We start from the raw sequence: 19,602 nt of genomic DNA on the forward strand, positions 1-19,602 counted from the left end.
GCGCACCGCGTCGCCGGGCGATCCAGCACACCCTCATGCACCCAGATGATGCCCCGAAAGGAGCACGACATGTCCCCACGACACCTCCGCCTGCTGGCGCCGGCAGCCGCTGTCGCCGCCGTGGCCGCGCTGTCCCTGGCCCCGACCGCGACCACCGCACTGACCTCGACCTCGGCCCCGGACCGTGCGACCGGCGAGACGACGCGCTGCGCCAAACCCACCGACCAGGAGCCCGACAGCAGCCAGAAGTACGAGCTGACCAGCGGCGACCTCGAGCGCAGCTACGTGCTGCGCCTGCCCGAGGGCTACGACCGCCGTGACGACTGGCCGCTGATCGTCGCCTACCACGGCCGCGGCAGCACCGGCGTCGAGGTCGAGGGCTTCTCCGAGCTCTCCGACCTACCCGCCGTGGTCGCCTATCCCGACGGCGCGATCGGCACCGGATCGGGCTACCGCAAGGCCTGGCAGGGCGCCCCCTATGAGGCACCGGGAGTCGACGACGTCGCCTTCACCCGCGACCTGCTCGCCGCCATCGAGGCCGACCACTGCATCGACACGACACGCGTCTATGCGACCGGCAAGTCCAACGGCGCCGGCTTGGCCGCTCTGCTCGCCTGTCAGCTCCCGAACACCTTCGCTGCCGTCGCCCCGGTCGCACCTGCGCTCTATCCCGGTGCCCGCACCGGCTGCGCCGAGGCGCCGCCGACGCCGATCCTGGAGATCCACGGTGTCGCCGACGCGACCATCCCCTACGCCGGCGACGCCGACCGTGACCTGCCCGCGATCCCCGAGTGGGTCCAGGGCTGGGCCGAGCACAACGGCTGCACCACCTCCACCACCCGCACCCGCCGCGACATCGCGACCACCCGGTGGACCGGGTGCGACCAGGGTGCCGAGGTCCAGCACGTCGCCGTCGCCGGCGGCGGCCACGTCTGGCCGGGCGGCGACATCTACTCCGGTGGCGGCCACGTCACCCACACCATCGAGTCCGCGACGGTGATCTGGGACTTCTTCTCCCGCCACCGCCTCACCAGCGAAGGGTGACTGACATGACCAGCACCGCAACCCCCACCAGCAGCGACAGACTGCCGTGGATCATCCGCGCCATGGGTGTGGTCGAGCGCGTCGGCAACGCCCTGCCGCACCCGTTCTGGCTCTTCTGGATCCTCGCCGCGATCCTCGCCGTGATCAGCGCGATCTGCGCCGCCGCCGGCGTCTCGGTGATCTCGCCGAGCGACGGGGAGGAGGTCGTCGTCCAGAGCCTGCTCAGCGGGGAGGGCCTGGCGATGGCGGTCTCCACGATGGTCTCCAACTTCGCCGAGTTCCCGCCGATGGCGACCATCGTCGTGGTCATCATGGGCGTCGCGGTCGCCGAGCGCACCGGGTTCCTGACCGCGGCGATGAAGACCGGCATCTCCCGGGTGCCCGTCGGCTGGGTGGTCTTCGCCGTCGCCTTCACCGGAACGGTCGCCCACGTCGCCTCGGCCGCGGCGTACATCATCCTGGTTCCGCTCGGTGGACTCGCCTTCCGGGCCGTGGGACGCTCCCCGATCCTCGGGATCGTGGTCGCCTACACCGCGATCGCCAGCGGGTACGACGCCAGCCCGATCCCGACGCCCAACGACGCGATCTTCGCCGGTATCACCACCGCCGCTGCCCAGATCGTCGACGAGAGCGCGTACGTCTCCCCCGTCAGCAACTGGTTCTTCAACATCGCCTCCTCGCTGCTGCTGGCCGCGGTGATCACCCTGATGACCAAGTTCGTCCTCTCCAAGCGGCCCGACCTCGACGCCGACGAGGACGCCGACGACGGCGACTTCGGCACCCTCGAGCTCGACGGCCGCGAGCGTCGTGCGCTGCGCTGGTCCCTGGTGAGCCTGCTGGTCGCGATCGTGGTCGTCGCCGCCGTCGTGATCCCGCCGTCCTCGCCCCTGCGCGGCGAGGACGGGTCGCTGACCGAGTCGCCGTTCCTCACCGGCATCGCCGCGATCGTCGCGGTGCTCTTCGGCCTCGCCGGCACCGTGTACGGCACGCTGTCCGGTTCGATCACCAAGGCCGGTGACGTACCGGCGCTGATGGGCCAGGGGATCAAGCAGATGGCGCCGGTGCTCGTGCTCTTCTTCGCGATCGCACAGTTCCTGGCGTACTTCGAGTGGTCCCACCTCGGCGACGTGCTCGCGGTCAACTCCGCCGAGGCCCTGGAGACCAGCAACATCCCGGTGTGGGTGGTCTTCCTGCTCGTCCTGGTGCTGCTCAGCGTCGTCAACATCATGGTCACCAGCGGCTCGGCGATGTGGTCCATCGCCGCACCGGTCCTGGTGCCGATGCTGATGCTGCTCTCGGTGCCGCCGGAGACCACCCAGGCGCTCTTCCGGATCGCCGACTCCGGCTCCACCGCGATCACCCCGATGAGCCCGTACTTCGTGATGGCCCTCGGCTTCCTGCAGCGCTACCGCAAGGACGCCGGCATCGGCACCCTCGCGTCCTACACGCTGCCGCTGGCGATCGCGATGAGCCTGGCCTGGACCGCCCTGTTCTTCCTGTGGTGGGCGCTCGGGATCCCGCTGGGGCCGGGGGCTCCGGTCCGCTGACCCACCTCCGGCAGGGCCGGCCGGCCTCGCCTCAGGCGCGCCCGGCCGGTACCGGCTCAGGTGAAGGTGAAGGCGATGGCGCGAGCGCTGTCGCCTGCTCCTCGGCGAGCTTCTTGTAGAGCCTGCGCAGCCGGACCACACCGAGGTCGTGCTGATAGAGGTTCTCGGCCTGGTCGGCGTCCTCGGACATGGCCTCGAGCATGACCCGGTCCTGCTCGAGCACGTGCCAGTGGCGGGCCTCGAGCTTGGTGCGGTAGAGGAAGCGCCACACGTCGCGCTCCCAGCCGCTGACCTTGCGGTAGCGCCAGAAGAACACGGCGGTGGTGTGCTCGTCGATCGGGGTGCCCATGCCGACGATGCCGAAGGAGCCGCCGGGGCCGGCGGTCGGCGGGTACGGGATGGAGAGGTCGACCCAGTCGATGCCGGTGCGGCAGAACTCGACCCAGTCGAAGTTCACGCCGCGCTGGTCGGTCTTCTCGAAGAAGAAGCCGCGGTCGGTCTCGCGGATGCGGAACCTGGCCTCGACGTCACCGCCGAACATCGAGTGTGACTCGCGGTGCAGGAACGCACCGTGCATCGGGTCGAGCAGGTTCTCCATGGCGTAGCGCCACGGGGTGTCCCACTCGGCGTAGCAGAGGAACGAGGAGATCTCCTCGTCGACCAGTGGGTCAGGCAGGGCGACCGGGGCGGGATCGGGGTGCTGCTCGTCGCCGATGTAGGCGAGGATCGCGCCGCCCAGCTCCTGCAGCGGCGGGCTGGGCACCAGCGTCTTGCCCTCCAGGTTGCAGCCGGGCAGGCCGGGAACCGAGACGACCTTGCCGGTGCCGTCGACCTGGACTCCGTGGTAGGCGCAGGCGATCTTGCTGCCGAGGTGCTGACCCTGCGAGAGGGGCGCGCCCCGGTGGGGGCAGCGGTCCTCGAGCATCCGCAGGGTGCCGTCGGACTCCCGGAACAGCACCCAGTCGATCCCGAGCCGGCGCACCCGGTGGACACCGCCCTGCGGCACCATGTCGGAGGGGCAGATCGCGTACCACTGGTTGCGCAGGCCGGTCGCGAGGATCTGGTCCGCGCTCAGCTGTCGTTTGACCATCGGTCCCATGGCTCAGTCCTCCTGCTTCCCCGCCGCGGCGAGCTCGGCGATCGCTGTCGTGAATCCCTCGGCGGTCCAATGACCGCCGCCGGGAGCCGGGATGCCGAGCTCGTTGAGCCCGTCGACGAGACCCGGCAGGTCGTGCCGCCCGCCACCGAAGACCTCTTCGATGGCACCGGCGAGCTTGGTCTCCCACGGCGTCGTCTCGGTGACCGCCGCCTGGATCGGCGCTAGATAGCCCATTGCTGTGTTCTCCCTCGTGTGCAGTCGATACGGCGCGTCAGATGTCGAGCGCCAGCTCGGGGGTCCGCGCCCGGGAGACGCAGATCATCATGGTGGAACCGGTCGCCTGCTCGGTGTCGCTGAGCAGGGAGTCGCGGTGGTCGGGGGTGCCGGCGAGCACCTTGGTCTCGCAGGTGCCGCAGATGCCGTCGCGACACGAGCTCGAGACCGTGATCCCGGCCCCCTCGAGGGCATCGATGACCGGTACGTCAGCAGGAACCTGCACGACCCGGCCCGATCGGCGGCAGTCGACCGAGATCGGCTGCTCGCCGTCGGGGTCGACCTCGATCTGCTTGGCCTTGAAGCGCTCGACCTGGAGCGTCCCGTCGGGCCAGCCCGCGGCGTGCTCCTCGACAGCGGCCAGCAGCCCCTCGGGTCCGCAGCAGTAGACCAGCGTGCCGGGGTCGGGCGTCGGCAGCGCAGCGGCGAGGTCGAGCCGGCCGTGGGTCTCCTCCGGGATGACCCTCACCCGGTCCCCGTACGCAGCCAGCTCGTCGAGGAACGCCATCGAGTCCTCGCGGCGGCCGCCGTACCACAGCTCCCAGTCGGTGCCCTGCCGCTCGGCCTCGGTGAGCATCGCGAGCAGCGGGGTGATCCCGATGCCGCCGGCGACGAAGACGTAGCGCTTGGCGGGCAGGAAGTCGAAGTTGTTGCGGGGGCCGACCACGCGGAGGCGGTGTCCGGGGCGCAGCCCCTCGTGGACGTACTCCGAGCCGCCGAGGGCGGCCTGCTCGCGCAGCACCGCGACCCGGTAGCCGCCGCGGTCGGCGGGGTCGCCGCACAGCGAGTACTGCCGCACCAGCGACCCCTTCAGGGTCAGGTCGACGTGGGCGCCCGGGCTCCACTCCGGCAGCGGGTCGCCGTCGGGGTGGACGAGCCGCAGCGAGAGTACGCCGTCGGCCTCCAGGGTCATCTGCTTGACCAGGAGCTCCAGCTCCTGCTCCTCGGTGGCGAGACTCATGACGACCTCCTCGTGGTCGGTTCGGGGACCTTGACCGGTGGGGTGAACGGCCGCGGCATCGGGCCGAAGGAGGTCAGATCGACCTCGACGAGCACCGGCCCGCGCCGGGCGACGGCTCGGTCGAGCTCGGTCGCGGCCTCGGCGGCGGTGCCGATGCGCTGGTACGGCAGGCCGAGCGCGCCCGCGAGCGCGGCGAAGTCGGGGGTGGTGAGGTCGACGCCGGCGCGGTCGACGCCGCGGGCCTCCTGCATGTTGCGGAGCACGCCGTAGCCGCCGTCGTTGAAGACCAGCAGCACCAGCCACGGACGCTCCTGGGCGAGGGTGAGCAGCTCGCCGAGATGTACGGCCAGGCCGCCGTCACCGGCGATCACCACGGTCGGCTCGTCGGGGCGGCCCATCGCGGCGCCGAGACCCATGCCGAGGCCCTGGCCGATGCCGCCGCCGCGCGGGAAGACGTTGTCGCGGGGGTCGTAGACCTCGAAGAGCCGGTTGCCCCACGACGAGGACGCGATCGTAACGTCGCGGGCGAGCACCGATCGGCGCGGCAGCGCGGAGCGCAGCGCGTCGGCGAGCACGGCGTGGTCGCCGAGCCCCTCGCGCTGGGTGGCGCGTACGTCCTCGCGGGCCCGGGTCACCCGGCCCCGCCACTCCCTCGAGATCTCACTGCGCTCGCGCACGGCGGCGGTGAGGGCGGGCAGCACGTCACGAGCGTCGGCGGCCACGCCGGCGGCGATCGGGAAGACCCGCCCGAGCGCGGCCGGGTCGAGGTCGACCTGGACGTGCACCGCGGGCAGGACGAGGTCGTAGTCGCGGGTCTCGTTGGACCGGAAGTGGGTGCCGATGCTGAGCAGCAGGTCGGCCTCGGCGAGCAGCTCGCCGCCACCGGGGGTGGCGCCGTAGTTGCCGACCACGAGCAGGTGGTCCTCGGGGACCGCACCGCGACCGGAGTTGGAGGTCAGCAGGCCCGCGCCCCAGGTCTCGACCAGCTCGGTCAGCTCCGCGCCGGCCTCGGCGACGCCGCCGCCGGCCCAGATCAGCGGCCGCTCGGCGGCGAGGATCAGCTCGGTCAGCGCATCGAGGCCCGCGGGCGCCGACACAACCGGCTCCTCGGCCTCCGCGACGACCTCGACGACCTCGCGCTGGGGCAGGTACTGCAGGTCGATCGGCCACTCGACGCTCACCGGGCCGCCGGCGCGCCCGCGACCACCGAGCGCCCGGTCGACGGCGGCGCGCAGGATGCCGGCCGACTCCTCGAGCGAGGGCACGGAGACCGCGTCGAGCGAGACCGCCTCGAGCATCCCGAGCTGGTCCTTGGTCTCATGGATGAAGCCGCGTCCGGAGCCGAGGTAGGCGGACTCGACCTGCCCGGTCACGTGCAGCACGGAGGTGGCCGAGCTCAGCGACTCGATCAGCGAGCCGGCCGCGTTGCCCGCGCCGGTGCCGGTGCTGGTCAGCGCGCAGCCGAGGCCGCCGGTCGCCCGGGCGTAGCCGTCGGCCGCGTTGACGGCGCTCGCCTCGTGGCGTACCGGTACGAAGCGGAGCTCGCGCGAGACCGCCTCGACGAGCGGCAGGTTGTGGACGGAGATGACGCCGAAGACGGTGTCGACGCCCACCTCGCGAAGCACCGCGACGAGCAGGTCGCCGCCGTCGGCGTAGGTCACCACATCGGGTGCGGGGGCGGTGGTCAGGTTGGTCATCTCGGTCTCCTCAGGCCACGTAGCGGGCAACGCCGCCACACACGTCGAGCGCAGCGCCGGTGACGTACGAGGCGCGCGGGGACAGCAGGGTCACGACCATCGCGGCGACCTCCTCGGCCCGGCCGAACCGGCCGAGCGAGATGCCGCGGTCGGCGGCGAGGTCGCGTTCGAACGCCTCGTAGGAGGCGGCGGTCTCGTCGGCCTCGAAGCGCCGCCGCCACTGGCCTGTGTCGATCAGCCCGAGGCAGACGCTGTTGACCCGGATGTCGGGTGCGTACTCGGAGGCCATCGACTTGGTCAGGTTGAGCAGCCCGGCGCGCGCGGCCGAGGTGGTGACCAGGCGCGGCTCGGGCTGGCGGGCGAGCACCGCGTTGATCGTGACGATCGCGGCAGCGTCGGAGGCCCGCAGGTGCGGAAGCGCGGCGCCGGTGACGTTCAGGACACCGCCGAACTTGAGGTCGAGCTCGTCGCGGAAGTCCGCGACGGTCGCCTTGTCCAGCCCGAGCATCCGGGACTGGCCGGCGTTGTTGACCAGCCCGTCGATCCCGCCGAACCGGGCCACCCCGGCCTCGACGAGCGCGTTCACCTGGTCGGCGTCGCGTACGTCGCAGCTGATCGCGAGCACCCGGTCGGCGGGCGCACCGAGGTCGGCGAGCGCCTTCTCGAGCACGTCGAGCCGACGGGCACAGGTGATGACGTTCGCGCCCTCCTCGAGGAGGGCGGCGACGGTCGCGAGGCCGACGCCGGAGCTGCCGCCCGTGACGAGCACGGTGCGATCGGCGAGATGGAGGTCCATGGTCTGGGGTCCTGTCAGTGGAAGACGAAGCCGCCGTCGACGACGAGCTGCTGTCCGGTGATGTAGGCGGCCTCGGGGCCGAGCAGGAAGGCCGCGGCTCCGACGACGTCGGCGGGCTCCTGGTCCCGGGTCAGCGCCCGGTTGTCGCGGTAGAGCTGGTGGCGGTGCTCGGGGATCTGCTGCGCCGCCTCGGTGGTCGTCAGGCCGGCCGCCAGGGTGTTGACGGTGATCCCGTAGGGACCGAGGTCACGCGCCATCGCCCGGGTCAGCGCCGCAAGACCGCCCTTGGAGGCGATGTAGTGGGCGAGGTTCGCCGAGCCGTAGAGCGCCGAGTCCGAACCGATGTTGAGCACCCGGCCGCCGCCCGCCTCGATCATCCCGGGGACGACCTCGCGGCTGACCAGCCACGGACCGCGCAGGTTGACCGCCATCAGCGAGTCCCACTCGGCGGGGTCGATCTCGTGGACCGGCTTGCCGCCGACCCCGTCGGCGCGGGCGGCGTTGTTGACCAGGCCGTGAACCGGCCCGGTCTCCTTCACCATCGCCCGCACCGACGCCTGGTCGGTGACGTCGACCGGGACGGTCGAGACGTCGTGGCCCTCCTCGCGGAGGGTGGCTCCGGCAGTCTCCAGCCAGTCCTCGCGAATGTCCGCGAGCCACACCCGGGCACCGGCCTGGGCCAGGCGCCGGGAGATCGCCAGCCCGAGGCCGCGGCCCGCGCCCGTGACCAGAACCGGTGCACCGTCGAGACTCATGGGTCAGTCCCGGGTGACGCCGTGCATCGCCGAGGTCTCCGGGTACGTCGGGACCTGCGGCTTCTGGGCACCGATGATCACGCAGAACAGCGCGTCGGTGTCGCCGTTGTTCTTCAGGCTCCGCGGCACGCCGGCCGGCACCACGATCATGTCGCGGTAGCCGAGGGTGCGCTTGACGACCTGGCCGTCACGGTGCACGCCGACCTCGACCTCGCCCTCGAGGACGAAGAAGGCTTCCTCCGCGTCGTGGTGGGTGTGCTCGGGGCCCTCGCCGCCCGGGGGCAGCAGCATGTTGGAGAAGGTGAAGCCCTGGGACTTGATGGTGCGGTTGTCGTTCTCGTGGTTTCCGGTCGCGCCGGAGCCGACGTAACGGACCTGGGCACGCTTGAACTGGTCGCCCGCCTTGGCCTGGAAGCCGAGCGTGTCCCAGTCCTCGTGCCGCGAGGCGCGGGTCAGGATGATGGAGTCGGTGAACTCCTCCAGGCTCTCGGCCGTCTCGTACGTGAGGGGCTGTTGGGTGATCGACATGGGGTGGTTCCTTTCGGTGCGGTGTTCGTTATCGGGTTTCGGGAGTGGCGTCAGCCGTAGAGGCGCTCGACGATCCCGACGAAGGAGGAGAGCCAGGCGTTGAACGCCTCGGGCGACTCCTGGTTGGCAAGATGGCCGGCCCCGCGCAAGGTCACCAGGACCGCGTCGGGGATGCCGCCGGCAAGCGCCTGCGACTCGGTGATCCCGGTGACCTGGTCCTGGTCACCGCAGAGCACGAGCGTCGGGGTGTCGATCGCGCCGAGCTCGGTGGTCAGGTCGGTCGCCGCCATCGACTCGGCCGCCAGGGCGTAGCCCGGGACCCGGATCGAGTCCCGCATCGTGGCGATCACCCGCTCGACCAGCTCGTCCGACGCCGCCGGGCTCACCAGCCGGGGGCCGCGGCCACCGGCGAAGGCCGCGCTGCCGGCGGCATCCAGCTCGGCGGCCCGCGTACGCATCGCCGCGGCCTTCTCCGGGGCCGTGCCGGAGCCGCGGCTCGCGTCGGCGAGCACGAGGCTGCGGACCAGCCCGGGGTGTCGGGAGGCGAGCCGGACCGCGATGACCCCGCCCCAGGAGACACCCAGGACGTGGACCGGGCCGGCTGCCGCGTACTCTTCGATGACGGCGGCCGCCGCGTCGGCGAACCCGTCGAGGTCGAGAGCGGTGTCGGGGTCGGCGGAGCGGGCGTAGCCAGGGGCGTCCCAGGCCAGCAGCCGGAACTCGCCGGCGAGCGCGGCGATCTGGGGCGCGAACGAGGCCGAGCTCGAGCCGATGCCGTGCAGGCACAGGATGGTCGGGCCGCTGCCGGCGTCCTCGACGTGGACCCCGGTGGCGCGGAGCGTGGTGGTGGTCATCGCGGCCTCAGATGATGCTGACCGCGCCGACCGGCCGGCCGACGAGCATGGACAGGGACCGGACCACGGCGCGCGAGACCACACCGCTCGTACGCGGGTTGGCGGCCGAGGGGTGGTTGCGGATCTCGAAGCGGTAGCTGCCGGCGTCCGCGTCCGCCTCGATGACATGGCTGGTCAGCGAGGCGGCCGGGTCGGCGATGAGGCGGACCTCGACCAGCTCCAGGTCGCCCACGGCCAGCCCGACGGTCGCCGCGACGTTGAGCGAGCGCGGGAAGTAGAGCGCGGCCTCCGCGGCCGAGCCCTGGAAGATGGTCGTCGGCTCGGTGGTGGCGCGGACCCGCGCCTGGGTCTCGTCGTCCATCCACGGCTGCAGCAGGGTCGCGGGCAGCTTGGTGGTGGTCACCGACGCCCGGTGCACCGCACCGTGGCTCGCGGCGCTGACCAGCAGGTCGATGCCGCCGATGGCGCCGGAGGTGATGAACATCCGACCCGGGCCGGCGGCCCTGAGAGCGGCCACCAGCTCCTGGTCGGCCAGTGCCCCCGCCGAGGTGATCAGCAGGTCACGACCGGCGTCGAGGATCTCGGCACCGTGCCGGGAGACGACCGCCTGACCGGCACACTCGACGATCACGTCGCTCGACTCGATCGCCTTCGCGAGCCGGATCTGCGGCACCGGACACTCGCCGACCGGGGTGTCGTTGACGACACCCACGACCTCGACGTCCTCGACGGCGCCGCCGACCAGTGCCTCGATCACGGGCCGGCCGATGGCTCCCGCGCCGATGATGCTGACCTTCGTCATCGGGCCACCTCCACCAGGTCACGAGCCGTCGCCGGGGCGTAGGACGCGGCCAGGTCAGGACGGTCGGCGAAGACGCCCGCGTCCTCGATGCCGGCCATGTGGCTGCGTACGTCCTTGGACGGCGGGCCTGCGGTCCCCCACAGGTCGGACAGCTCGGGGACCCGGCGCCAGACCTTGCACAGCCACTGGTCCTCGACGACCTGGGCGACGTCGGAGGTGTACTCGCACACGAGCCCGGCGGGGTCGGCGAAGTAGGAGAAGGTGTTGTTGCCCGGACCGTGGCGACCGGGACCCCACAGCGGGGGGACGCCCTGCTGCTTGAGCGAGCCGATGCCTCGCATGAAGTGGTCCATGCTCGGCATCTCGTAGGCGACGTGGTTGACCGAGGTCCAGGCTGCCTGGTTGAAGGCGATGCTGTGGTGGTCGGTGTTGCAGCGCAGGAACGCCATCTGGTGCTCGGACCAGTCCGAGACCCGCATCCCGAGGACGTCGGTGTAGAACGCCACCGCGCGGTCGATGTCGACCGTGTTGAGCACGACATGCGTCACCCCGATCGGGACGGGACGGTCCCGGTCGAGCGGCTTCACGGCGTGGACGTCGGCGACGAGCTCGATCACCCGGCCCTCCGGGTCGGCGAAGCGGATCCCGTAGCCGCCGCCCGCCTGGTCCAGGGCGCCCGGCTCGGCGAGCATCGGGATCCCACGGAGGGCGAGCCGGCGAGCGGCCTCGTCGACCTCGGCCGGCGTACGCACCGCGAACGAGATGGCGCCGAGACCGTTGCGCGCCGCGCGGGTCAGCTGGAGGACGTGGTGGTTCTCCCCGGTGCCGCGCAGCCAGGTGTCGTCGTGGTCCTGCTCGACGACCGAGAGGCCCCAGACCTCGGAGTAGAAGTCCGTCGACTCGGCGAGCGTCGGCACCTGCAGCTGGACGCTGCGCAGTGAGTGCAGTGTGGCGATCGACATCTCGACTCCTTTCTCTTAGTGATTAATATTTAAGCGCTTAGGCTTTTTCATGTCAAGAGGAAACCGTGGCCCAGGTCACCTTGTGCTCAGCCGGCCCAGGGGTGCGGCGCCTCGTCGAGCCCCCAGTAGAGGCTCTTCTGGCGCGTGTACTCCGCGATGCCGCGACGGCCCTTCTCGGTGCCGAGGCCGCTCTCCTTCATCCCGCTGAACGGGGTGGAGATGCTGAACTGCTTGTAGGTGTTGATCCACACCGTGCCGGCGTCGATCCGGCGGGCCACCCGCCAGGCGGTCCGGTAGTCACCAGTCCACAGGCCGCACGCCAGCCCGTAGACCGAGTCGTTGGCACGGGCGACGAGGTCGTCCTCGTCGTCGTAGGTGAGCACCGAGAGGACCGGTCCGAAGATCTCCTCCTGGCAGGTCGGCGCGGAGTTGTCCAGGCCCGCGATGACGGTCGGCAGGTAGTAGGCACCCTCTGCGTACGCCTCCCCCTCGGGCACGTCGCCACCGACCAGCACCTCCCCGCCGGCCGCGCGGGCGCGGTCGACGTGACCGGCGACGCTGTCGCGGTGCCGGTGATGGACCAGCGGCGCCACCTGGGTGAGCGGGTCGAGCCCGTGGCCGATGCGCAGCCGCGCGACGGCCTTGACCAGCCGTTCGAGGAACTCCTCGGCGCGGGCAGCGGGGAGGAAGAGCCGCGACCCGGCGATGCAGCTCTGCCCCGAGCTGGAGTAGATGCCGAACAGGATCCCCGCGATCGCGGCCTCGACATCGGCGTCCTCGAAGACGATGGTCGGGGACTTGCCGCCCAGCTCGAGCGTGACCGGCATCAGCTTCTCGGCAGCGGCGTGCGCGATGAGACGGCCGGTCGTGGTGCCGCCGGTGAAGGAGACCTTGCCGACGCCGGGATGGCGCACGATCGCGTCGCCGACGACCGATCCCCGGCCGGGCAGCACCGAGACCAGGCCGGACGGAAGCCCGGACTCGGTGATGATGCGGCCCAGGGCGAGCGAGACCAGCGGCGTCCACTCGGCCGGCTTGAGCACGACGGCGTTGCCGGCGGCGAGCGCAGGTGCGATCTTCTGGGCATCGCTGGCGATCGGCGAGTTCCACGGGGTGATCGCACCGACCACCCCGATAGGCTCATGGACGCTCATCGTGAGCGAGCTGCCCCGAGGAGCGGTCAGCTCATCGTCGAAGGTCTCCAGCGCGGCGGCGACGTAGCGGAAGGTGCCGGCCGCGCTCGCGACGAGGGCGGAGGTCTCGGTCAGCGTCTTGCCGGTGTCGCGGGTCTGCAGCCGGGCGAGCCGCCCGGCCGAGCCCTCGATCCCGTCGGCGATCCGGTGCAGGTGGCGCGCCCGTTCGTGCGGGAGCCGCCTGCCCCACGCTGCGGCGGCCTCCGCTCCACGAGTGACCGCCTCGTCGACATCGGCCTCCGTGGCGTGGTGCACGGTCGTGATCACGCTGCCGTCGGCCGGGTCGATGCTCTCCGACCCCGCTCCGCCGCCGCGGCGCCACTCCCCCGCGACCAGGATCTCGTCGGCGGGGACGACCAGGTCCGTCAGGTCCGGAGCGCTCACTGGGAGATCTCCTCCAACGTACGCTCGCGGGTCTCGACCGCGAACACGGCCGTGGTGAGCGCGCCGACGACGGCGACCGCACCCATGACGACGAAGACGTCGGCGATCGAGAACCCGCGGCCGATGAGGCCACCGACCACGAGCGGGCCGACGATGATGCCGAGCCTGCCGAACGCCCCGCCGACGCTGACGCCCAGCGCCCGCATCCGGGTCGGGTAGAGCTCGGCGGTGTAGACGTAGAGCGCGAGGCTCACCGCGAAGATGAACATCGCGGAGAGCGCCGACCAGATCAGGACGGTGCCCGCGCTGGTCGCGCCGGTCGAGGCGAGCACGAACAGGGTCGCGGCACTGCCGAGCATCGCGACCGCGATCGCCGCCCGGCGCCCGATGACGTCGATGGTCAGCGCGATGACGATGCAGCCGATGATGCCCGCGACGCTGGTGGCGACGCTGTAGCGCAGGGCGGTGTCGACGTCGAGGTGGAAGACCCGGCCGTAGATGGTCGGCAGCCAGGCGGCGATGCCGTAGTTGACGAAGTACGCCGTGAGCCAGGCCGTCGCCAGCATCAGCGTGCGCCGCAGGTAGACACCCTGGAACAGCTCCGAGAGACGGGCCCGGCCCTGGCGGACGGCCTGCGTCGCACCGGTCGCAGGCTCGGGCAGCTCACCCTTCTGAGCGGCGACCTCCGCCTCGATCCGGCGCGTCGCCTGGTCGGCCTCCTCCAGGCGGCCGCGGGCGGCGAGCCACCGGGGCGACTCCGGGACGCGCCGCATGAACGGCACCAGGATCAGCGGGATGGCGCCGAGCGCGAACAGCCAGCGCCAGCCGAAGGTGGGAACGACCCAGGCCGCCACCAGCGCCGAGGCCACCAGCCCGGCCGGGAAGATCAGCTCGTAGATCAGGACGAAGCGACCGCGGCGGTGGGCGCGGGTGATCTCACCGATGTACGTCGCCGCGACCGGGACCTCCGCGCCGAGCCCGAAGCCCTGGACGAACCTGAGCACCAGGAAGATCCACAGCGTGGAGGTGCCCGCCATGAGCAGGCTCATGACGGCGTACAGCACCAGCGAGCCGATGAGGACCGGCACCCGGCCGACCCGGTCGGCCAGCCAGCCACCAGCCAGCGCGCCGAGCAGCATCCCGATGCCGCCGATGGCGATCGTCCAGGCGATCAGGCCGGGGTTCAGGCCGAAGAACGGGATGAGCACCGGCAGCGCGTAGGCGATCATCAGCTGGTCGAAACCGTCGAAGAACGTGGCCACGCCGACGAGCACGCGGGTCTTGACGTGCCAGCGCGAGAGCGGCAGCCGCTCGAGCCGGGCACTGATCTGCTCGGCCGTGACGGCCGGCGGCACCGGGGTGATGTTGACCATGTGAGGGGTACTTTCGGTTCGCAGCACTCTACAGACGAAGAATCCCTAAGTGCTTAATCGTTAAGTGCTTAGAGTGTGCGCTGCGTCACGAACGGCCGTCAACCCCTCGTGCGTTAACTTCCTGTCTCATCACGCCCGACCCGGCTCGTACACTGCGACCATGACCGACACCGGATCCAGCGCCGACCAGCCCTCGGGCAGCGACGACGCGGTCGACGCGATCGTCTCCCAGTGGGCTCACGAGCGCCCCGACCTCGACCCCTCTCCGATCGCGCTGTTCGGACGGGTGCACCGGATCTACCTGCGCTACCAGTCGGTCCTGACCCAGGTCTTCGGCCGCCACGACCTCAACTCGGCCTCGTTCGACGTCCTCGCCGCGCTGCGCCGCGCGGGCGCGCCCTACCGCAAGACCGGCCGCGATCTCGCGAACGGCTCGCTGCTCTCCTCGGCAGGCGTGACCTTCCGGCTCGACCGCCTCGAGGCTGCCGGGCTCATCACCCGCCAGCGTGACGCCGACGACCGCCGCGTCGTCTACTCCCAGCTCACCGACGAGGGCCTCGAGGTGATCAACCGCGCGATCGAGGACCACCTGCGCGCGGAGGACGCACTGCTCCACCACCTCACCAGAGCGGAGCGCGACGAGCTCGCCCGGCTGCTCAGCAAGCTCGAGCGCTCCATCGTGGAGGCCGACTTCGACACCGACGGCGAGGTCGCCTCCTGAGACGTCCCCGGTGAGGACGTACGCCCGACGGTCAGGAATCCGTCGGCGATGACGGCGTCGCCTCGGGGCCGACGAGGTCGAAGAGTCGCTCGATCTCCTCAGCGGTCGGCTTGGGAAGGCCGGACCGGCCGTGGGCGAAGCCGATGCCCGCGTAGACCAGCAGGCCGGCCAGGACACGGGCCTCGGCAGGGTCGCCGCGAAGCTCGAGCAGGGCGCCCTCGACGAGGGAGAAGACGAACCGGTCGCCCTCGGCGATCACCTCGGCGACGGTGGGCTCGGTGCGGGCCCAGTCGCGCAGCGCACGCTCGACGCCCCAGTTGGAGTCGTCGAGGAGGCGCATGGTCATCGCCCTGAGTCGTTCGCGCGGTGGTAGCAGGTCGAGCTCGGCCAGCTGCTCGAGGACCTCCCGGGTCTGCGCCGACCAGTGCTCGGCCATCGCCGCATGCAGGGCGGCCAGGTCGGCGAAGTGCCAGTAGAAGCTGCCTCGCGTGACGCCCGCGTGACGACAGACGGCATTGATGTCGACGGCGCCGATGCCTTCGGCCACCAGCACGTCGAGAGCGGCCGCGGCCCAGTCGTCGGCCGTGAGCCGGGATCCGCGGGAGCGTCGCACCTGGGTCGCCATCGCCCCATCCTCCTCGGTCGGTCAAACAGAACCATACACAGATGTACGGTTCTCGGTTAGGGTGACGGGCAGCACGAGCGATCAGGAGATCCCATGAGCACCGACGTGCACACCCCGCCACCCCCGTCCGGAGCCCCGGGCGAGGTCTGCCCGACGCGGTTCCAGTACTGGAACCGCAAGGACCTCCCCCACTGGCAGCGCCGGCGCAACGTGTTCCGGAGGCTGACCGGGCACGACCTCTTCCCCACCGACGAGCAGGCCCGGCTGCTGTGCGAGGACCAGTTCGCCGGCGACCCGCTGGCTGAACGGTTCGTCGCCGAGGTCTTCTTCGGCGGGACGTACGGGCATGGCGAGGGCCGCGCGATGCTCGACCAGGCGCTCGACCACGGCATCGAGTCCGTGCCCGACGCACCGGAGTCGATGAAGGCACTCTTCGCCGACCTGGAGACCGTGCCGGACTGGGTCGACCGCGACCTCGTCGAGCAGGGGGCAGCCGTCTGGACCCGCTGGGGAACGATGCTGTTCAGCGTCGCCGGCGCGATCACGCTGGAGATCTACACCGAGGGCGCCGTGGCGATGCCGCTGTCCCTGGCGGGCGGGTACGCCGGGGACACCGCGTTGCGCCGCTTCCTCGAGACCGTGAAGTTCTGGATCGACGTCTCCGAGCCGGGCCAGCTCTTCGAGAGGAACTCCCAGGCGCGCAAGACCGCGATGCTGGTGCGGGTCATGCACGTCGCGGTCCGCAAGCGGGTCGGCGACCACCCCGAGTGGGACCACGAGGCATGGGGCCTGCCGATCAGCCAGACCTACGAGCAGATGACCCAGATCGGCGGCGCCGTCGCGCCCGCGCTGGCTCTGTGGCTCACCGGCGTCCAGACGACGCCGAAGGAGATGCGGGCGCTGATCCACTTCAACCGCTACATGGGCCACCTGCTCGGGGTGCAGCCGCGCTGGGCACCGACCACGATCATCGAGCAGCTGCAGGTGCTGTTCATGAGCACCGCGGCCCGCAGCTACGACGCCGGCCCCGCCGGCAAGGAGCTGATCGAGTCGTTCCCGGCGGCCTTCGCCCCGCGGCCGGGGCAGCACGGGCTCAAGCGGCTCCGGGCGGCGTACAACTACCGGATCTACTCGGCCTACTGCGCCCTGTGGATGGCTCCGGAGACCCGCCGGATGTACGACATGCCACCGGCGTTCCCGTGGCTGCTGATCATCCTCGTGCGGTTCCCGCTGGTGACGGTCGTCGAGCTGCTGCGTCGACTGCCCGGCCTGCGTCAGCTGCACGCGAGGGTGATGAACCGCCATCGCCGCAGCTGGTACGCGGCTCAGATGGAGGGCCGGCAGGCCGAGTTCGACGCGACAAGTGCGCTGCGGCGCTGACCCCAGGAGAGAGCGACGTGGCGATCACCATCACCGAGGGCTGGAGCGGCCCCGGCAGCAAGGACGGCAAGCTGACCGTCGTCGAGCCGCGCGACAACGCGCTGCACCCCGCCGACTCGAAGTGGGCCTTCGAGCACTGGTACTTCGACGCCCGCCTCGACACCGGTCACACCGTCGTCGTCTTCCTGCAGAAGCGCCGGCCCGAGGAGCCGCCGGGCAGCAAGCCGGTCGTGGAGGTCGTCGTCTACCACCCCGACGGCACCCGCAGGCAGGTCATCAAGCACTACCCGCACATGGCCTTCGAGGCCTCCGCCGAGCAGTGCCGGGCACGCGTCGGCCACAACATCGCCGAGCTGGTCGGCGCCGACCCGCTGCCCGCGCACCGGGTCAGGGTCGCCGAGGACGGCATCGAGTTCGACCTCACCTTCACCAACCGGACGCCGTCGTGGATGCCCGGCCAGGGCTGGACGAAGTACGGCGACAGCGACTTCTTCGGCTGGGTGGTCCCCGGCCCGCGGGCCGTCGTGACCGGCACCGTCGTCCTCGACGGCGAGACCATCGAGGCCCACGGCATCGGCTACCACGACCACAACTGGGGCGTCGGCAACATGCCCCGGATCATCGACCGCTGGCACTGGGGCCGCCTCTACACCGAGGACCTCTCGCTCGTCTACGCGATGGTGAGGACGCAGAAGCGGTTCGACCACCACGAGTCGAAGCCGCTCATGCTGGCTCTCGGCCACACGATCGTGCTGAGCACCGGGGAGGTCACCGTGACCGAGGGTCCGCTCGAGCACCATCGCGACGCCCATCGTGGCTACCCCACCTGGCTCCGCCTGAAGACCGCGGCATCGGCCGACGGGGTCAGCGAGGCATCCGTCGACCTGCGGCTCGACGTACGCGAGGTCATCCACGGCCACGATCTGCTCGACGACGTCCCGGTCGTCGGCACCAGGGTCGGCGGCGCGCTGCTCAAGCCGATCGTCCGTCGACTGGTCGGCGAGCCCGGCTACTTCCGCTTCCTCTCCGACTTCGAGCTCACCGTGACGATCGGCCGCGAGACCCGGGTCGAGCGCGGCCGCACGCTCCACGAGCTGGTCGCGCTGCACTAGTTTTCTAACCCACATTCAATTCTGACGCTACACTCGGAGTACGCCGAATCGGGACGGAAGGCAGGCCCGCATGAGCATCGCCGAACAACCCACCGAGACCAACGAGAACGATGCGTACGGACTGGCCGATCTCATCGCCGAGCAGGCGCTGATGCTCGGAGCCGGATCGACCGTGTTCTTCCAGCTCGCCGAGAAGGGGGTCGGGCTCGGCGTCGCCGAGCACAGCACCACGCTGCAACGACCCGCCGACCGGCTGCGGACGACGATGACGTACGTCTATGTCATGATCCTCGGCTCCGAGGAGGAGCGCCGGGCGATCTCGAAGATGGTGAACAGGGCCCACCGCACGGTCCGCTCCCCCGGCCGCTACACCGCCTTCGACCCCGAGCTGCAGCTGTGGGTCGCCGCGACGCTGGCGCACAACGGGATCTTCATCCACGAGCGGATCTGGGGTCCACCGAGCCCGGAGGTGCGGCTACGGCTCTACCGCGACGCGCAGATCTTCGGCAACGCCCTGCAGGTGCGCCCCGAGCAGTGGCCCGAGACGCTCGAGGAGTTCGACGCCTACTGGGAACAGAAGATCGCCGACCTGGAGCCCGACCCCGCCGTCCAGGACTTCTGCCACCGGCTGATCACCCAGGGCGCACCGGTCTGGCTGCGCTGGATGACGCCGCTCCAGGCCCTGCTCGACCGCGGCAACCTGGACCCGCACACCCGCGAGATCCTCGGTTTCGAGTGGACGGCGAAGGACCAGCAGCGCTACGACCTGTTCTGGAGGGCGTTCCCGCCGATCTACCGGCGGATGCCCCGCCGGCTGCGCCAGTTCCCCGCCCGCCTGACGCTGTGGGACATGCGCCGCCGGATGCGCACCGGGGCGCGGGTCATCTAGAGCTCCTCGAGCATCGCGACCAGGGCCGCGCCGAGCTGCCTGCGCGCCTGCTCCGGCGAGATCGTCCTGTGCTCGACGATCTCGCGAGCCATCGCCTTCACCGCACCGCCGAAGGCGCGTACGGTCGCGTGCGCCACCGCGCGCTCGGCCTCGGTGCCGGCGAAGCCGATCACGTCCAGCACCCGGTCCGCGGCCCGGTTGTCGGCTTCGTCGAGGATCTCGCGGACGTCTGCGTCGGCACCGCCGGCTCCGGCGTACCTGAGCCAGATGACGCCGTAGGTGTCGATGACGTTCACCAGCCAGCCGACAGCGGCATCGACCCGTTCGGCGATGGTGCCCGAGACCGGGCCGATCTCCTCCGGCGGCGGCAGGAACAGCATCGTGCGCACGGCCTCGAGGTAGAGGTCGCGCTTGGTCCCGAAGTAGTGGTTGAGCAGCCCACGCGCCACGCCCGCCTGCGCGGCGATCTCCGTGGTCGAGACCGCCGCGTAGGGACGCTCACCGAAGAGCCGGACCGCGCACGCCAGGATCTGGTCGCGCCGCTCGTCCGGATCCAAACGACGCCACCGTGGTGCGACAGCGGTGGTCATGTCCGCCATCGTAGGAG

At 71.1% G+C, this 19,602-nt stretch carries 20 protein-coding genes; 6 read left to right on the top strand and 14 right to left on the bottom strand.

All coding sequences use genetic code 11. The annotated features are described in order from the left end of the window. Positions 1 to 69: 69 nt before the first annotated feature. Entirely contained in the window at positions 70 to 1,044 is a 975-nt protein-coding gene (locus tag ACFU7D_RS07850) for an alpha/beta hydrolase family esterase (protein ID WP_378865408.1), read from the top strand. Positions 1,045 to 1,049: 5 nt separating this feature from the next. Then, positions 1,050 to 2,591 carry an AbgT family transporter gene (locus ACFU7D_RS07855; RefSeq protein ID WP_378865411.1) on the top strand — a complete coding sequence of 514 codons (1,542 nt, stop codon included), beginning with the start codon at positions 1,050 to 1,052 and terminating at the stop codon, positions 2,589 to 2,591. 31 nt (positions 2,592 to 2,622) lie between these two features. Here the strand turns inward: ACFU7D_RS07855 and ACFU7D_RS07860 are convergent, their stop codons facing one another. The 12 genes from ACFU7D_RS07860 to ACFU7D_RS07915 all read right to left on the bottom strand — a co-directional run bounded on the left by ACFU7D_RS07860 (position 2,623) and on the right by ACFU7D_RS07915 (position 14,268). Continuing rightward, positions 2,623 to 3,690 (bottom strand): Rieske 2Fe-2S domain-containing protein, encoded by a 1,068-nt coding sequence (locus ACFU7D_RS07860; protein WP_378865414.1) that lies wholly within the window; start codon positions 3,688 to 3,690, stop codon positions 2,623 to 2,625. A gap of 3 nt (positions 3,691 to 3,693) precedes the next feature. Continuing rightward, positions 3,694 to 3,924, bottom strand: coding sequence for a recombinase-like helix-turn-helix domain-containing protein (locus tag ACFU7D_RS07865; RefSeq protein WP_378865418.1), 231 nt, complete (start codon positions 3,922 to 3,924; stop codon positions 3,694 to 3,696). A 37-nt stretch (positions 3,925 to 3,961) separates the two neighbouring features. After that, positions 3,962 to 4,924: a PDR/VanB family oxidoreductase gene (locus ACFU7D_RS07870; protein WP_378865420.1), complete on the bottom strand. Its 963-nt coding sequence runs from the start codon at positions 4,922 to 4,924 to the stop codon at positions 3,962 to 3,964. Continuing rightward, positions 4,921 to 6,621 carry a thiamine pyrophosphate-binding protein gene (locus ACFU7D_RS07875; RefSeq protein ID WP_378865423.1) on the bottom strand — a complete coding sequence of 567 codons (1,701 nt, stop codon included), beginning with the start codon at positions 6,619 to 6,621 and terminating at the stop codon, positions 4,921 to 4,923. Before ACFU7D_RS07875 ends, ACFU7D_RS07870 begins: the two co-directional genes overlap by 4 nt. 10 nt (positions 6,622 to 6,631) lie before the next feature. Then, positions 6,632 to 7,417 carry an SDR family oxidoreductase gene (locus tag ACFU7D_RS07880; RefSeq protein WP_378865426.1) on the bottom strand — a complete coding sequence of 262 codons (786 nt, stop codon included), beginning with the start codon at positions 7,415 to 7,417 and terminating at the stop codon, positions 6,632 to 6,634. Positions 7,418 to 7,431: 14 nt separating this feature from the next. Then, positions 7,432 to 8,172 (bottom strand): 3-oxoacyl-ACP reductase family protein, encoded by a 741-nt coding sequence (locus tag ACFU7D_RS07885; protein ID WP_378865429.1) that lies wholly within the window; start codon positions 8,170 to 8,172, stop codon positions 7,432 to 7,434. Positions 8,173 to 8,175: 3 nt separating this feature from the next. Continuing rightward, a complete protein-coding gene (locus ACFU7D_RS07890) occupies positions 8,176 to 8,700 on the bottom strand; it encodes a cupin domain-containing protein (protein ID WP_091047114.1) in 525 nt (174 codons plus the stop codon). Between the two features lie 50 nt (positions 8,701 to 8,750). Further along, positions 8,751 to 9,554 (bottom strand): alpha/beta fold hydrolase, encoded by an 804-nt coding sequence (locus ACFU7D_RS07895; RefSeq protein WP_378865432.1) that lies wholly within the window; start codon positions 9,552 to 9,554, stop codon positions 8,751 to 8,753. A 7-nt stretch (positions 9,555 to 9,561) separates the two neighbouring features. After that, positions 9,562 to 10,356 carry an aspartate dehydrogenase domain-containing protein gene (locus tag ACFU7D_RS07900; RefSeq protein ID WP_378724039.1) on the bottom strand — a complete coding sequence of 265 codons (795 nt, stop codon included), beginning with the start codon at positions 10,354 to 10,356 and terminating at the stop codon, positions 9,562 to 9,564. Further along, positions 10,353 to 11,318 (bottom strand): VOC family protein, encoded by a 966-nt coding sequence (locus ACFU7D_RS07905; protein WP_378865435.1) that lies wholly within the window; start codon positions 11,316 to 11,318, stop codon positions 10,353 to 10,355. Before ACFU7D_RS07905 ends, ACFU7D_RS07900 begins: the two co-directional genes overlap by 4 nt. Before the next feature lie 86 nt (positions 11,319 to 11,404). Then, positions 11,405 to 12,895 (bottom strand): aldehyde dehydrogenase, encoded by a 1,491-nt coding sequence (locus ACFU7D_RS07910; RefSeq protein ID WP_378865438.1) that lies wholly within the window; start codon positions 12,893 to 12,895, stop codon positions 11,405 to 11,407. Next, a complete protein-coding gene (locus ACFU7D_RS07915) occupies positions 12,892 to 14,268 on the bottom strand; it encodes an MFS transporter (RefSeq protein WP_378865441.1) in 1,377 nt (458 codons plus the stop codon). The genes ACFU7D_RS07910 and ACFU7D_RS07915 overlap by 4 nt, the downstream gene beginning before the upstream one ends. A 160-nt stretch (positions 14,269 to 14,428) precedes the next feature. Here ACFU7D_RS07915 and ACFU7D_RS07920 point away from each other — a divergent pair, with 160 nt between their 5' ends. Beyond that, positions 14,429 to 14,989 (top strand): MarR family winged helix-turn-helix transcriptional regulator, encoded by a 561-nt coding sequence (locus ACFU7D_RS07920; RefSeq protein WP_378724029.1) that lies wholly within the window; start codon positions 14,429 to 14,431, stop codon positions 14,987 to 14,989. A 31-nt stretch (positions 14,990 to 15,020) separates the two neighbouring features. Here the strand turns inward: ACFU7D_RS07920 and ACFU7D_RS07925 are convergent, their stop codons facing one another. After that, entirely contained in the window at positions 15,021 to 15,614 is a 594-nt protein-coding gene (locus ACFU7D_RS07925; RefSeq protein ID WP_378865444.1) for a TetR/AcrR family transcriptional regulator, read from the bottom strand. Between the two features lie 93 nt (positions 15,615 to 15,707). Here ACFU7D_RS07925 and ACFU7D_RS07930 point away from each other — a divergent pair, with 93 nt between their 5' ends. The 3 genes from ACFU7D_RS07930 to ACFU7D_RS07940 all read left to right on the top strand — a co-directional run bounded on the left by ACFU7D_RS07930 (position 15,708) and on the right by ACFU7D_RS07940 (position 18,995). Then, positions 15,708 to 16,994 (top strand): oxygenase MpaB family protein, encoded by a 1,287-nt coding sequence (locus ACFU7D_RS07930; protein ID WP_378865447.1) that lies wholly within the window; start codon positions 15,708 to 15,710, stop codon positions 16,992 to 16,994. Between the two features lie 17 nt (positions 16,995 to 17,011). Beyond that, positions 17,012 to 18,106 (top strand): hypothetical protein, encoded by a 1,095-nt coding sequence (locus tag ACFU7D_RS07935; RefSeq protein ID WP_378865450.1) that lies wholly within the window; start codon positions 17,012 to 17,014, stop codon positions 18,104 to 18,106. Between the two features lie 70 nt (positions 18,107 to 18,176). Then, positions 18,177 to 18,995, top strand: a complete 819-nt coding sequence (locus ACFU7D_RS07940) for an oxygenase MpaB family protein (protein ID WP_378865453.1) — start codon at positions 18,177 to 18,179, stop codon at positions 18,993 to 18,995. Here ACFU7D_RS07940 and ACFU7D_RS07945 read toward each other — a convergent pair. Further along, positions 18,992 to 19,585, bottom strand: a complete 594-nt coding sequence (locus tag ACFU7D_RS07945; RefSeq protein WP_378865456.1) for a TetR/AcrR family transcriptional regulator — start codon at positions 19,583 to 19,585, stop codon at positions 18,992 to 18,994. The two genes, ACFU7D_RS07940 and ACFU7D_RS07945, sit on opposite strands and share 4 nt — an antisense overlap. Between the last annotated feature and the right edge of the window lie 17 nt (positions 19,586 to 19,602).

It is taken from the genome of Nocardioides sp. NPDC057577 (assembly GCF_042801335.1).
Classification (GTDB): Bacteria; Actinomycetota; Actinomycetes; order Propionibacteriales; family Nocardioidaceae; genus Nocardioides.